Origin of the sequence: Streptomyces sp. NPDC086077, from assembly GCF_040686175.1 — a bacterium.
In the GTDB taxonomy this organism is placed as follows: Bacteria; Actinomycetota; Actinomycetes; order Streptomycetales; family Streptomycetaceae; genus Streptomyces.
The window spans coordinates 80984-94226 of sequence record NZ_JBFBJT010000002.1 but is presented as its reverse complement, the minus strand read 5'-3'; the positions used below and the strand labels follow the sequence as shown (position 1 = coordinate 94226).

At 73.0% G+C, this 13243-nt stretch carries 9 protein-coding genes and 1 pseudogene; 5 read left to right on the top strand and 5 right to left on the bottom strand.

What is annotated here, in order from left to right:
* Positions 1-14 precede the first annotated feature (14 nt).
* Complete coding sequence (locus AB0O67_RS00975) at positions 15-1358, bottom strand: hypothetical protein (protein ID WP_365443976.1); 1344 nt, start codon at positions 1356-1358, stop codon at positions 15-17.
* A 127-nt stretch (positions 1359-1485) separates the two neighbouring features.
* Positions 1486-1737, bottom strand: a complete 252-nt coding sequence (locus AB0O67_RS00970) for a helix-turn-helix transcriptional regulator (protein WP_365443973.1) — start codon at positions 1735-1737, stop codon at positions 1486-1488.
* A 32-nt stretch (positions 1738-1769) separates the two neighbouring features.
* Between AB0O67_RS00970 and map the strand changes: the two genes are divergently transcribed.
* Both map and AB0O67_RS00960 read left to right on the top strand, forming a co-directional pair.
* Positions 1770-2546 (top strand): type I methionyl aminopeptidase, encoded by a 777-nt coding sequence (map, locus tag AB0O67_RS00965; protein WP_365443970.1) that lies wholly within the window; start codon positions 1770-1772, stop codon positions 2544-2546.
* A 196-nt stretch (positions 2547-2742) separates the two neighbouring features.
* Positions 2743-5277 carry an ATP-dependent Clp protease ATP-binding subunit gene (locus AB0O67_RS00960; RefSeq protein ID WP_365443967.1) on the top strand — a complete coding sequence of 845 codons (2535 nt, stop codon included), beginning with the start codon at positions 2743-2745 and terminating at the stop codon, positions 5275-5277.
* A 4-nt stretch (positions 5278-5281) separates the two neighbouring features.
* Here AB0O67_RS00960 and ggt read toward each other — a convergent pair whose 3' ends face one another.
* A complete protein-coding gene (gene ggt, locus AB0O67_RS00955) occupies positions 5282-7087 on the bottom strand; it encodes a gamma-glutamyltransferase (protein WP_365443964.1) in 1806 nt (601 codons plus the stop codon).
* 127 nt (positions 7088-7214) lie between these two features.
* On the opposite strand from ggt, the gene AB0O67_RS00950 reads away from it, so the two are divergent.
* Together AB0O67_RS00950 and AB0O67_RS00945 are read left to right on the top strand one after the other, a co-directional pair.
* Positions 7215-7973, top strand: a complete 759-nt coding sequence (locus tag AB0O67_RS00950) for a hypothetical protein (protein ID WP_365443961.1) — start codon at positions 7215-7217, stop codon at positions 7971-7973.
* Positions 7974-8088: 115 nt separating this feature from the next.
* Positions 8089-9656 (top strand): annotated as a pseudogene (locus AB0O67_RS00945) (CocE/NonD family hydrolase).
* A 418-nt stretch (positions 9657-10074) separates the two neighbouring features.
* Here AB0O67_RS00945 and AB0O67_RS00940 read toward each other — a convergent pair.
* Complete coding sequence (locus AB0O67_RS00940; RefSeq protein ID WP_365443958.1) at positions 10075-10482, bottom strand: DUF6278 family protein; 408 nt, start codon at positions 10480-10482, stop codon at positions 10075-10077.
* Positions 10483-10663: 181 nt separating this feature from the next.
* Between AB0O67_RS00940 and AB0O67_RS00935 the strand changes: the two genes are divergently transcribed.
* Positions 10664-12430 (top strand): SGNH/GDSL hydrolase family protein, encoded by a 1767-nt coding sequence (locus AB0O67_RS00935; protein ID WP_365443955.1) that lies wholly within the window; start codon positions 10664-10666, stop codon positions 12428-12430.
* 28 nt (positions 12431-12458) lie between these two features.
* On the opposite strand, the gene AB0O67_RS00930 is transcribed toward AB0O67_RS00935, so the two are convergent.
* Positions 12459-13238, bottom strand: coding sequence for an exodeoxyribonuclease III (locus AB0O67_RS00930; protein WP_365443952.1), 780 nt, complete (start codon positions 13236-13238; stop codon positions 12459-12461).
* Positions 13239-13243 lie beyond the last annotated feature (5 nt).

The window sequence follows — 13243 nt, the reverse complement described above, 5'->3', positions numbered from 1 at the left end:
CGTCCCGAGGGCGCCTAGGCGGTGAGCCCGGCGACCCGCAGGGCGTGGACCAGGTCCCAGTGCCGCTCGGCGGAAACGCCCCGCGCGGCCTCCAGCAGGAGCGGCACGAGCGTCTGCGGTTCCGGTCCGGCGCTGCGCGCGGCCTCCTCCGGGGTGCGGACGCGGACGTAGGCGTCGAGCAGTGCGCGCACCTCGCGCTGGCGGCCCTCGTGGGCCAGCCCGAGCACGGCCAGGGCGATCTCGCCGGCCGGCCTGCCCACGCCCTGCCGCAGGATCCGCTCCCCGTCGGCGTCCCGGCCCGCCGCGGCCAGCGCGTCCGCCGCGGCGACGAGCTGCCCGGCGGGCAGCGAGGCGGCCTCCCACAGCAGCGTCGCCCAGTCGGCGCCGAGCCCGGCGCGGTCCATTTCGGCGGCGAGCAGCGGGAAGCGGGCGGCGGGCCAGTACGCGGCCTCGACCAGCAGGACGTGTGCCTCCCCCGTGCGCCCCTCACCGCGCAGCCGCACCAGCGTCTCGACCATCGCGGCGACCTCCCGCCGCGCCGCCCCGTCCACGACCTCGGCCTGCGGCCGCAGCGCCGGCCCCGGCTTCTCCCCCGCCCCCGCGAAACGCGCTCCGCGCGGGGTAGGACCGGCGGCGGGGGTCGGATCGGCCGTCACGGGTACGGCCCCCGGCGGTACGACGGCGGGCTCGGCCGCCTCCTCCTCCGCCCCGGCGAACCGGGCACCCCCTCGACGACGCTTGCGCTGCTTGAGGGCGGGAGCAGAGGGGGGAGCGGGGGTGCCCGTGGGGGTGGGGGTGTGCGCGGGAGCGGGGGTGCCGGTGGGGGTGGGGGTCGGCTCGTCGCTCTGCGCCCGGTGGTCCAATTCCGCCATCCTCCGGCGGATTTCGGCGCAGCGCGCGGCTGCGCGGGTGCGGTCGTCCTGGGCCCACGCCAGGTCCAGGTGGATGGCGTCGGCGGCCTCCCGGCTCGCGGCCGTGGGCAGTAAGCGCCGCAGCTCCGTGAGCCGTTCGGTGGCGTACCGCTGTTCGCGGAGCATGACGTCGAGCCGGTCCCCGAGGGCGTCCCGGCCGCCGGGCCGGGTGTCGTAGGCGAGGAGCGCGGCGGCGTGCAGGGGGCGGGCCCGGCCCTCCTCGGCGGTGGCGGCCTCGGGGCCGTACTCGGCGGCGAGATCCTGCAGGAGCGCCTCGACCACGTCCCACGGCGGCACCTCGCGCCCGTCGAGGCAGGCCCGCATGCCCTCGGGGTCGCGCTGCCAGAACACCGCGCACCACCCGGCGCCGTGATCCAGGCCGGCATGCAGGCTCGTCAGATAGTTCGCGAACTCCTGCACCCGGAGCGGGAGTTGTCCCACCGCCATCGCGCGACCCCCGTATGGAGCGAAGCATTCCGGGCCGTAGACAACACCAGTCGTGTTACGGGACCGCTACAGGGAGTTTTCCGGCGGAACGCGGAGGTCTCCGATCGGCGGCTTCGCGCCGGTGACGTCAGACCGGCACGGGCGCGCACGCTCCGGCCAGTTCGTCCATGGACAGGCCGAGCGCGCGGGCGAGCGCGGCCACCGTGAAGAAGGCCGGCGTCGGGGCGCGCCCGGTCTCGATCTTGCGGAGGGTCTCCGCGGAGATGCCGGCGTCGGCCGCGACCTCGGCCATGCTGCGGCCGCTGCGCGCCACGCGCAGCAACAGCCCGAGCCGCTCGCCGCGTTCACGCTCTTCGGGGGTGAGGGGGGTGCGCACCATGGCACCATTCTAATACCGGTATAGTAATTGGCATGGTGGAGCTCAAGACAGACACATCGATCGACGCAATGTACGAGGCGGGCCAGGTCGTCGGCCGCGCCCTCACGGCCGCACGGGAGGCCGCCACCGTGGGCGTCTCCCTGCTGGAGCTGGACGAGGTGGCCCACGCGGTGCTGCGCGAGGCCGGCGCGAAGTCGCCCTTCCTGGGGTACCGCCCGTCGTTCGCGCCCACCCCCTTCCCGGCCGTCCTGTGCACCTCGGTGAACGACGCGATCGTGCACGGCGTCCCGACCGCCTACCGGCTGCGCGACGGCGACCTGGTCTCCCTCGACTGCGGCGCCGAGCTGGGCGGCTGGGTGGGCGACTCGGCGCTGAGCTTCGTCGTCGGCCGCCCCCGCGCGGCCGACCTGCGCCTGGTCGAGACCGCCGAGCGCGCCCTCGCGGCCGGCATCGAGGCGGCGGTCGTGGGCAACCGCATCGGCGACATCGCCCACGCCATCGGGACGGTCTGCCGCTCCGCCGGCTACGGCATCCCGGACGGCTTCGGCGGCCACGGCATCGGGCGCCGTATGCACGAGGACCCCTCCGTCCCGAACGAGGGCCGCCCGGGACGGGGCCTTCGTCTGCGCAAGGGCATGGTCCTCGCCATCGAGCCCATGCTCACCGCGGGCGGCGGGGACGACTACCACGCGGCCCCCGACGGCTGGACCCTCCGCACGAACGACGGCTCCCGGGCGGCCCACGCGGAGCACACGGTTGCCATCACGGACGAGGGCCCGCGCATCCTCACGGCCAGGCAGGCCCCCTGAGGGACGCGCGGAACCGGGGAAGCGACCCCCGGCCTCTCGCGGGCTGACCCCGGACGGCAGGCGCCCACATGCCGCCCACCCCCGATCGTGCCAAGGTGTTAGAGGCACAGGTGTCCAAGAGCGTGCCCCACGTTTAGCCGCGCGGCGCTGGCGCACTCGTGCAGACCGGTACGCCGACCAGCGAAACGGAACTGTGATGACCAGCGGCTTCCCCGGCCCGGAGGGCATGAACTCGGACCCGTTCGGAGAATTCCTGGCCCGCTTCTTCGGCGGACCTCGTCCGGGTCCCCGCCAGATCGACATCGGCCGGCTGCTCAGTCAGCCGGCCCGGGAGATGGTGCGCGGCGCGGCCCAGTACGCCGCCGAGCACGGCAGCCGGGATCTCGACACCCAGCACCTGCTGCGCGCCGCCCTCTCCAGCGAACCGACCCGCAGCCTGCTCAGCCGTGCCGGCGCAGACCCCGACAGCCTGGCGTCGGAGATCGACGAGCGCTCGGGCCCGGTCCAGCACCCGCAGAACGAGGCGCCGCCCCCCACCTCGCTCTCGCTCACCCCGGCCGTCAAGCGCGCCCTGCTGGACGCGCACGACCTGGCGCGAGCCAGCGGCACCGGCTACATCAGCCCCGAACACGTGCTCAGCGCCCTCGCCGCCAACCCGGACTCCGCCGCGGGGCACATCCTCAACGCGGCCCGGTTCGCGCCCGGCGGCATGCCGTCCGAGTCCCCGGACGCCACGCAGGCCCGCACCGAGCAGGCCCGCCCCACGGCCACGCCGACCGTCGACAAGTACGGCCGTGATCTCACCGAGCTTGCCGGGCAGGGCCGTATCGACCCGGTGATCGGGCGGGACGAGGAGATCGAGCAGACCATCGAGGTGCTCTCCCGTCGCGGCAAGAACAACCCCGTGCTCATCGGTGACGCGGGCGTCGGCAAGACGGCCATCGTGGAGGGGCTGGCGCAGCGGATCATCGACGGCGACGTGCCCGACGTGCTGATCGGGCGGCGGGTGGTCGCACTGGACCTGCCCGGCGTGGTCGCGGGGACGCGCTACCGGGGCGATTTCGAGGAGCGGCTCAACAACATCGTGGGCGAGATCCGCGCCAACTCCGACCGCCTGATCATCTTCATCGACGAGCTGCACACGGTCGTGGGCGCGGGCGGCGGCGGTGAGGGCGGCTCGATGGACGCCGGCAACATCCTCAAGCCCGCCCTGGCCCGTGGCGAGCTGCACGTCGTCGGCGCCACCACGCTGGAGGAGTACCGCCGGATCGAGAAGGACGCGGCGCTGGCCCGCCGCTTCCAGCCGATCCTGGTGCCCGAGCCGACGCCCGCGGACGCGATCGAGATCCTGCGCGGTCTGCGCGACCGCTACGAGGCCCACCACCAGGTCCGCTACACGGACGAGGCGCTGGTCGCCGCCGTCGAGCTGTCCGACCGCTACCTCACCGACCGGCGCCTGCCCGACAAGGCCATCGACCTGATCGACCAGGCCGGCGCGCGGGTGCGGCTGCGCGCCCGCACCAAGGGCACGGACGTCCGGGCCATGGAGCGGGAGGCCGAACAGCTGGCCCGGGACAAGGACCAGGCGGTCGCCGCCGAGCAGTACGAACAGGCCACCCAGTTGCGGGACCGGATCACGGAGCTGAAGCAGCGGATCTCGCAGGCCTCCGGCGACGACCAGGCCGACGAGGGGCAGAACCTGGAGGTGACCACCGAGGCCATCGCCGAGGTGGTGTCCCGGCAGACCGGCATCCCGGTGAGCAGGCTGACCGAGGAGGAGAAGGAACGGCTGCTCGGCCTGGAGGACCACCTGCACGAGCGGGTCGTCGGCCAGGACGAGGCGGTCCGGGTGGTCTCCGAGGCGGTCATGCGCTCCCGCGCCGGGCTCGCCAGCCCCGACCGGCCGATCGGCAGCTTCCTGTTCCTCGGCCCGACCGGCGTCGGCAAGACCGAGCTGGCCCGCGCGCTCGCCGAGGCGCTGTTCGGCAGCGAGGAGCGGATGGTCCGCCTCGACATGAGCGAGTACCAGGAACGGCACACCGTCAGCCGGCTGGTGGGCGCACCCCCCGGATACGTCGGCCACGAGGAGGCCGGGCAGCTCACCGAGGTCGTGCGCCGGCACCCGTACTCACTGCTGCTGCTCGACGAGGTGGAGAAGGCGCACCCGGACGTCTTCAACATCCTTCTCCAGGTCCTCGACGACGGCCGCCTCACCGACTCCCAGGGCCGCACGGTCGACTTCACCAACACGGTGATCGTGATGACCAGCAACCTCGGTTCGGAGGCGATCACCCGGCGCGGGGCGGGCATCGGGTTCGGCGCGGGCGGCACCGACGCGGACGAGGCGGCGCGCCGCGAGCAGATCCTGCGGCCGCTGCGCGAGCACTTCCGGCCCGAGTTCCTGAACCGGATCGACGAGATCGTCTTCTTCCGCCAGCTCACGCCGGACCAGCTGCACCGCATCACCAACCTGCTGCTGGAACGCACCCGGCGCCTGATGCACGCCCAGGGCATCGCGGTCGAGTTCTCCGACTCCGCCGTCGACCTGCTGGCCCGGCAGGGCTACGAGCCGGAGTACGGCGCCCGCCCGCTGCGCCGCACCATCCAGCGCGAGGTCGACAACCAGCTCTCCCGCCTCCTCCTGGACGGCCGGGTCAAGGACGGCGACCGGGTGCGGGTCGAGGAGGAGGACGGCAGGCTCACGTTCCGTACCGACGGCGCGGCGGCCTAGGGCGTCACCGCGCCGGCCACACCACCATCGCGGATCCGCCCCCGCGCCGGGTCGTCTCGGCGGCGGCCAGCCACTTGCCGTTCGGCAGCCGCTGCACGCCGGTGGTCGCGCCGATCTCGGGGTTCGGGCGGAAGGAGTGGCCGATGCCCTCCAGCCGCTCGCGCAGTGCGCTGTCGTACAGCCCGGGCTCCAGCTCGGTCTGTGCGGCGTTGCGCTGACTGGCCCGGGGCGCGGCGATCGCGTCGACCAGTGGCAGCCCCCGGTCCAGGAAACCGGTCAGCGTCTGCAGCACGGTGGTGATGATGGTGGCGCCGCCGGGCGAGCCGAGGGCCACCACCGGCCTGCCGTGTCCGTCGAGCACGATCGTCGGCGACATCGACGAGCGCGGGCGCTTGCCCGGGCCCGGCAGGTTCGGGTCGGGCACGGCCGGGTTCGCCGGGGTGAAGGAGAAGTCGGTCAGCTCGTTGTTGAGGAGGAAGCCGCGGCCCGGGACGGTGATGCCGCTGCCGCCGGTCTGCTCGATGGTGAGCGTGTAGGAGACCACGTTGCCCCACCGGTCGGCCGTGGTGAGGTGGGTGGTGCTGTCGCCCTCGTACGTCGTGGGGGCCGGCGTGCCGCCCGTGGCGCACGCCGCCGGGTCGCGCGGGTCACCCGGCGCGACCGGGCTGGTCAGCACCGCGTCGTCCTTGATCAGGCAGGCGCGCGAGTCGGCGTACCGCTGGGAGAGCAGTTCCTTCGTCGGTACGTCCTCGAAGGCGGGGTCGCCGACCCAGCGCCCCCGGTCGGCGAACGCGATGCGGCTCGCCTCGATGAAGCGGTGCAGGTACCGCTCCTCGCTCGTCCGCTTCTTCGAGAGGTCGCTCCGCTCCAGCATGTTGAGGGCCTCGCCGACCGTGGTGCCGCCCGAGGAGGAGGGCGCCATCGAGTAGACCCCGAAGCCGCGGTACGAGGTCCGGGAGGGTGCCTGCTTCTTGGTGCGGTAGGCGGCCAGGTCCCGCAGCGACAGGTCGCCGGGGCGGGCGCGGTAGCCGGAGGCGGCGTCCACCGGGGGCTCGTTGACGGTGTCGACGATGTCCTTGGCCAGCTCGCCCCGGTACAGCGCGTCGACGCCCTTGCGGCCCAGTTCCTCGTAGGTGGCGGCCAGATCGCCGTTGGTCAGGGTGGAGCCGACGACCGGCAGTTCACCGCCGGGCAGGAAGAGCTTCACGGTGTCCGGGAAGTTGCGGAACCGGGCCTCGTTGGCCGCGGTCTGCGCGCGGAAGGTGGCGTCGACGGTGAAACCTTCGCGGGCCAGCCGTTCGGCGGGCTTCAGGAGGGTGCGCAGCGGTCTGCTGCCCCAGTTGCTGAGCGCCGTCTGCCAGGTCGCGGGGGTGCCGGGGGTGCCGACGCTCAGTCCGCTGCTGACGGCCTCGGCGAAGGGAACCGGCTTGCCGTTCTCCACGAAGAGGTTCTCGTCGGCGCTCAGCGGCGCCGTCTCCCGGCCGTCGATCGTGTGCACGGTACGGGACTTGGCGTCGTAGAGGACGAAGTAACCGCCGCCTCCGACACCGGCGGAGTACGGCTCGGTGACGCCCAGCGCGGCGGCGGTGGCCACGGCCGCGTCGACGGCGTTGCCGCCCTTCCTGAGCACCTCGACACCGGCGGCGGAGGCGTCCGCGTCGACGCTCGACACCGCGCCGCCGTACCCCACGGCGACCGGGACCTTCTCCACCGGCGCCGTCCGGGGGGCCGGGGGCCCCGCGGCCCCCACCGACACCACGGCGGCCGACACCGTCAGAACCGTCAGTTTCCGCACGACAGGGCGACGCATCCGCACCTCCAGTCAGGGACCGTTCGCGCAGCCTAATCCATGGGCATGCCCGCGTCAGGAGCGCGCACGCGCACCCCTCACTCACCACTCGAACACGGTTTCCCCGCGCCCGCTACCATGCGCGCCCATGACTGACGACGTGCGCAACATCGTCCTCGGCGTGATCGCCGCCGGCCTCAGCGCCGCGATCGGCTGGCTCGCCCGCACCTACCTGTGGAAGCGGCGGCTCCGCCGCAAGCAGACCTTCTTCGGACTGCCCGACAACTCCGAGTCGCTGCTGGTCGTGAACCGTGGTGCGGGCGGCCCCGAGCTGTCGGTGATGCGCTTCGACGTGTTCGCGCTCCTCGAACTCGCGGCCCTGATCAAGGACTGCAACGCCTACGCCCAGATCGTCCCGCACGACGCGGCACGTCAGGGGTTCGGCGAGCGCACCGAGTTCTGCGTCGGCGGCCCGGCGTCCAACCGCCGCATGACGGCGCACCTGGCCTCCCTGCTGCCCGGTGTGCGGGTGAACGTCGACGCCGAGCCTGGCCCGGACCGCGGCGCCTTCCAGATCGGCTCGGAGCGGTACCGCGTGGAGCCCGGCATAGAGGAGTACGTCCTCCTCGCCCGGCTGACCGTGGACCAGGGCCCGGGCACCCGCCCCGTCTTCCTCTTCTGCGGCCAGACCGCCATCACCAACCAGGCCGCCACCCGCTACCTCGCCCGCAACCACGAGCGGCTGACCCGCAAGCACGGCAACAGCACCTTCGTACTGCTGCTGAAGGTGGTGAACTCGCAGGCCTACGGCCCGGACGTGGTCGAGCTGGTCGCGGACGTGACCCGGGCGGCCCAGGCACCGTCCCCCACGGCCACCGCTCCCCGCACCTCTCACCGGGCGTCCTAGGGTTCTGCGCCTCTCAATGATTGTTACTTTCACGTGACTTACCGGCGGGTTATCAGCGGTAAGGCACCGAGGTTACGTCGGGTCACTTTGCACTTGCACGAGTGAGGAGTGACCCGTGGGACTCCCTCGCACGGCCCTGCGTACGACTGCCGTGGGCGCCGTCTCCGCGACCCTGGTCGCCGGTAGCGCCCTCGGGCTCGCCCCTGTCGCCCAGGCGGCCCCCGACTCGATCAGGTTCGTCGACATCACCGGCGACGGCGGCACGATCCTCACGGCGAACGTCGTCACGCCCGCGGGCGCCGACGCCGACCGCCGCCACCCGCTCCTCGTGCTCCCCACCAGCTGGGCCACACCGCAGATCGAGTACCTCGCACAGGCCCAGAAGCTCGCCGACTCGGGCTTCGTCGTGGTCCCCTACAACACACGCGGCTTCTGGCAGTCCGGCGGCCACATCGAGGTCGCCGGGCCACCCGACGTGGCCGACGCCTCCAAGGTCATCGACTGGGCGCTCGCCAACACCCCGTCCGACGCGGGGCTTGTCGGCATGGCGGGCGTCTCGTACGGCGCCGGCATCAGCCTGCTCGCGGCCGCGCACGACAAGCGCGTCCGGGCCGTCGCCGCGCTCAGCGGCTGGACCGACCTGATCGACTCGATCTACTCCGGCCGCACCCAGCACAGCCAGGCCGCCATCCTGCTCCAGGGCGCGGGACAGATCACCGGGCGGCCCAGCGCCGAACTCCAGCAGGTGTTCGACGACTTCCTCGCCGCCAACCTGGAGAAGGAGCCGGAGCTGATCGCCTGGGGGAAGAAACGTTCCCCCGCGGCCTGGCTCGACCGGATCAACGACAACGGCGCCGCGATCATGCTGGCCAACGCCTGGGGCGACACGATCTTCCCGCCCAACCAGTACGCCGACTTCTACGAGAAGCTCACGGTCCCGAAGAGACTCGAACTGCGCCCCGGCGACCACGCGACCGCGGAGGCGACCGGCCTGCTCGGCCTTCCCAACGACGTGTGGACCGACACCGAGCGCTGGTTCGACCACCACCTCAGGGGCGAGGACAACGGCATCGACCGCGAACAGCCGGTCCGCCTCAAGTCCCGTACGGGAGGCGGCTACGAGGGCTACGCCGACTGGAAGTCCGTCGCCGCGACCAGCCGGAAGATCGACCTCGCCGGCTCGACCACGATCCGCACGAACGTCAACTCGGGGGCGGACGGCGGCGTCCTCCTGCTGTCCAGCATCCTCGACCAGATCGCCCAGTTGCCCCCGACGGCCTCGATCCCCCTGCTGCCGCGCCGCTGGGCCGCCGTATGGCAGTCGGAGCGGTACGCCACGACCCAGCAGGTGCGTGGCACGGCGAAGCTGCACACGACCCTCACCCCGACCGCGGAGAGCGGAACCCTCGTGGCGTACCTCTACGACGTGGGTCCGCTCGGCATCGGAAAGCTGGTCAGCAACGCGCCCCACACCTTCACGGCCGCACGCCCGGACAGCCGTTCGGTGTGGACCTGGAGCTGTTCTCCACGGCCTACGACGTGCCGAAGGGGCATCGGCTCGCCCTGGTCGTCGACACGGTCGACCCGCTCTACATCGAGCACAACCCGTCCGGCGCGCGGCTGACCTTCTCCTCGCCGGCGAACGACCCGTCGTACGTGTCGATTCCGCTGCGCGAGCAGTGATCTCCGGCCGCTGCCGGACGGGCCTGGCTCGGGGTACCGCTGCCCCTGCGGCCGAACGGCCGTGGGGGGAGCACCCATCACGGGGCTGAACGACACATCCTAGTCGAGGTCGGGACGCGACAGGTCTTTCGGCCGTTGTCCGTACGGCCCGGGGCGCGAGGGCGTACCGCGTGGGCCGCCTCGCACCGGCGCCGGGCGCGAAGGGGGCCTCCTGGGAGCCGCGTTCGACGGGATGCGCACGCGGTCGGCGAGGGCGCGACACCGGCCGCACACTCGATCAGTGGATCGGCGGCCACGCTCTCCCCCCGTCACTGTCGGCCGTTCCGTGGCTGCCGCAAACTATCCAGGCGGGCGAGGAGTTGATGCCCGACACGCACTTTTCGGATATAAGCCGTATTTACCGCAATCGCCTCGATGCCTAGGATTCGGCGACCTCCGCGTACAGCTGGGAGAGCTCGGGCGCCCCGCTGGCGGCCCACTCCTGGCCGGCGGTCACGACGTCGAACTCACGGCCGGACTCCAGCCGCACCACCGGCTGGCCGTCCGGCCAGATCTCCCAGGCCGCGCCTGGCACCGTGCGCACGATCACCGTGCCCAGATACAGGCCGGCGTCGTTGCCCAGCCAGGGCAGGATCTCCTCGTCGTCCCGCCAGCGCGGCAGCAGCTGGTCGAGCGCCTCCAACGACTCCACGGTGTCGTCGAGTTGGACGCCCACCCGGCCCGCCTGCGAACGGAGCAGCTCGCACTCGGCCAGGAGCTCGGCGATGCCCTCGGGGTCGAAGACCCCGGGCCTCTGGCGTCGGTGGCCCAGGAAAGGGATGTTCATACCTCCAGCCTGTCATTCGCACCCGCGTGCGCACCACAGGCGCGCGGACGGTCGTATCCGGTCGTCCGGGCGGTTTCACGCCGTGTTCGCGCATGGTTCGTTGACCCGCCGCCGGCATCTCCCTAGCTTCGCGATCATCGCTGCATCACTGTCCCGTCGCACCGAAGAGCTGGAGGGTCGCTTGGTACGCCGAGGTGTCCGAGGGGCCGCGGTCGTCCTCGTCCTGATCGCGTCCGTGCTGCCCACGGCCTCGGCGCAGGCCGAGCAGGACGACGACCGGGCGGCGCCGCTGCCACTGGAGCAGCTCTTCGACAACACCGCCGTCAGCGACGACGCCGACCCCGCCGCGGCCGACTTCGACGGCGCGGGGGCCTCCCTGTCCGCCCAGGACCTCGACGGTGCCGGCTGGACGCCCGGCCGGGCGCTCACCGTCCAGGGCGCCGCGCTTACCTGGCCGGACCAGGTCGGGGGCGGACCGGACAACGTGCGGGCCGACGGCCAGAGCGTGGCGCTGCCCGGCCAGGGCGACGCGCTCGCCTTTCTGGTGGCGAGCACCTCAGGCGCCGACCTCACCGCCTCCGGCACGGTCTCGTACGCCGACGGCACCCTCTCCCCGTACGTCCTCGCCGCGCCCGACTGGCGGCGCGGGCCGCTCGCCACCAAGGCGGTGGCGCTGCCACACGTCAACACGGCCGACGGGCAACTCGCCGAGAAGGCGCGGCTGTACGTCGTGACGGTGCCGCTCGACGCGGGGCGGTCCGTCGCCTCGGTGCGGCTGCCCCTCGCCCCCGACCTGCATGTCTTCGCCCTGTCCGTGCGCGCGGCCACGACCGGCTGGACGGGCAGCTGGGCCACGGCGACCTCCGGGTATCCGGCCGTGGGCCCGTGGACCGACCGGACGCTGCGGCTGGTGGTGCACACCTCGGCGGGCGGGCCCCGGGTGCGACTGCGCTTCGACAACACGTTCGCGGCGGCGCCGGTACGGATCGGCGCCGCGACGGTGGCCGTGCGGGACACGGGCGCGGCGGCCAGGGCGACGCCGGTGCCCTTGACGTTCGACGGGGCGCGCGGTGCCGAGATCCCGGCGGGGGCGCAGGCGTACAGCGATCAGCTCGCCTTCGACGTGCCCGCCGGCGCCGATCTGCTGGTCAGCTTCCATCTGCCGGGCCCGGTCGCGGCGGCGCCCGTGCACCGGCTCGCGCAGCAGCGTTCGTACCTGAGCGAACCGGGCGACCACACCGCCGAGAGCACGGCCACGGCGTACACCGGCGGCCTGACGAACTGGCCGCTGCTGACCGGGGTGGACGTGGCCGGCGGGCCCGGGTCGGTGGTAGCGATCGGTGACTCGATCACCGACGGGGACAAGTCCACCGTGGACGCCAACCGGCGCTGGCCGGACGTGCTGGCCGGGCGGCTGCGGGCGCAGAGCGCGGTGCCGCGGTACGGGGTGCTCAACCAGGGCATCGCGGGCAACAGCGTGATCGCCGACCGCTATCCCGGCGACGGGGTCTCCACGGACTCGGCCGGGGTGAGCGCCCTGCACCGGCTGGACCGGGACGTGCACGCCCAGACCTCGGTGCGCACGGCGATCGTCCTGGAGGGCATCAACGACCTGCTGGCAGGCCGTAGCGCGGAGCAGCTGACCGCGGGGCTTCAGGAGATCGCGGACCGGGCGCACGAGCGCGGGCTGCGGGTGCTGGTGGCGACCCTGGTGCCGTGCGGCGGCGAACCACGCTGCACGGCCGCCCTCGAGACCGAGCGGACCGCCGCCAACGCCTGGATCCGGCAGAACGACGCCTTCGACGGGGTGCTCGACTTCGACGCGGCCGTACGGGACCCGGCGCAGCCCTCGCGGATACTGCCGGCGTACGACAGCGGCGACCATCTGCACCCGGGCGACGCGGGCCTGGCGGCGATGGGCGACGCGGTGGACCTGACGCTGCTGTGACGGCCAGGGGCAACCGCCCCCGCGGGTCTCAGACCTCCAGGTCCACCACGACCGGCGCGTGGTCCGACGCGCCCTTGCCCTTGCGCTCCTCCCGGTCCACGTACGCGTCCTTGACCGCGTTCGCGAACGGCTTGTTGCCGTAGACCAGGTCGATCCGCATGCCGCGGTTCTTGGGGAAGCAGAGCTGGCGGTAGTCCCAGTACGTGAAGGGCTGGTCGTACTTCAGGGGGCGCGGGACCACGTCCGACAGGCCCGTCTCGCGCAGCGACGCCAGCGCGGCGCGCTCGGCGGGGGTGACGTGCGTCAGGCCCTCGAACGCGGCCACGTCGTAGACGTCGTCGTCCGTCGGTGCCACGTTGAAGTCGCCCAGCACCGCGAACGGGCGGGTGCCGCCCGCGTCGCCGGCGACCGTCGCCTTCAGTGCCTCGAGCCACTGGAGCTTGTAGGCGTAGTGGGCGTGGTCGACCTCACGTCCGTTCGGCACGTAGACCGACCAGACGCGGACCGGGCCGCAGGTCGCGGCGATGGCGCGGGGCTCCGTCGCGCCGTCGTAGCCCGTGTCGCCGGGCAGGCCCTTGACCACGTCCGCGATGCCGAGCCGGGAGAGCACCGCCACGCCGTTCCACCGGCCGGTGGCGTGCACCGCGGCCTCGTAGCCCAGCTCACGCAGCTGGTCGAAGGGGAACTGCTCCTCTGCGACCTTGGCCTCCTGGAGGCACAGCACGTCCGTGCCGCTGCTCTCCAGCCAGGCCAGCAGGCGGGGCAGACGGGCGGTGATCGAGTTCACGTTCCAGGTCGCGATGCGCATGCTTC

What these genes read in the sequence shown, in the direction of transcription:
- AB0O67_RS00975 (WP_365443976.1), bottom strand. Translation starts at nt 1,358, where the DNA reads ATGGCGGTGGGACAACTCCCGCTCCGGGTGCAGGAGTTCGCGAACTAT.
- AB0O67_RS00970 (WP_365443973.1), bottom strand. Translation starts at nt 1,737, where the DNA reads ATGGTGCGCACCCCCCTCACCCCCGAAGAGCGTGAACGCGGCGAGCGG.
- map (WP_365443970.1), top strand. Translation starts at nt 1,770, where the DNA reads ATGGTGGAGCTCAAGACAGACACATCGATCGACGCAATGTACGAGGCG.
- AB0O67_RS00960 (WP_365443967.1), top strand. Translation starts at nt 2,743, where the DNA reads ATGACCAGCGGCTTCCCCGGCCCGGAGGGCATGAACTCGGACCCGTTC.
- ggt (WP_365443964.1), bottom strand. Translation starts at nt 7,087, where the DNA reads ATGCGTCGCCCTGTCGTGCGGAAACTGACGGTTCTGACGGTGTCGGCC.
- AB0O67_RS00950 (WP_365443961.1), top strand. Translation starts at nt 7,215, where the DNA reads ATGACTGACGACGTGCGCAACATCGTCCTCGGCGTGATCGCCGCCGGC.
- AB0O67_RS00940 (WP_365443958.1), bottom strand. Translation starts at nt 10,482, where the DNA reads ATGAACATCCCTTTCCTGGGCCACCGACGCCAGAGGCCCGGGGTCTTC.
- AB0O67_RS00930 (WP_365443952.1), bottom strand. Translation starts at nt 13,238, where the DNA reads ATGCGCATCGCGACCTGGAACGTGAACTCGATCACCGCCCGTCTGCCC.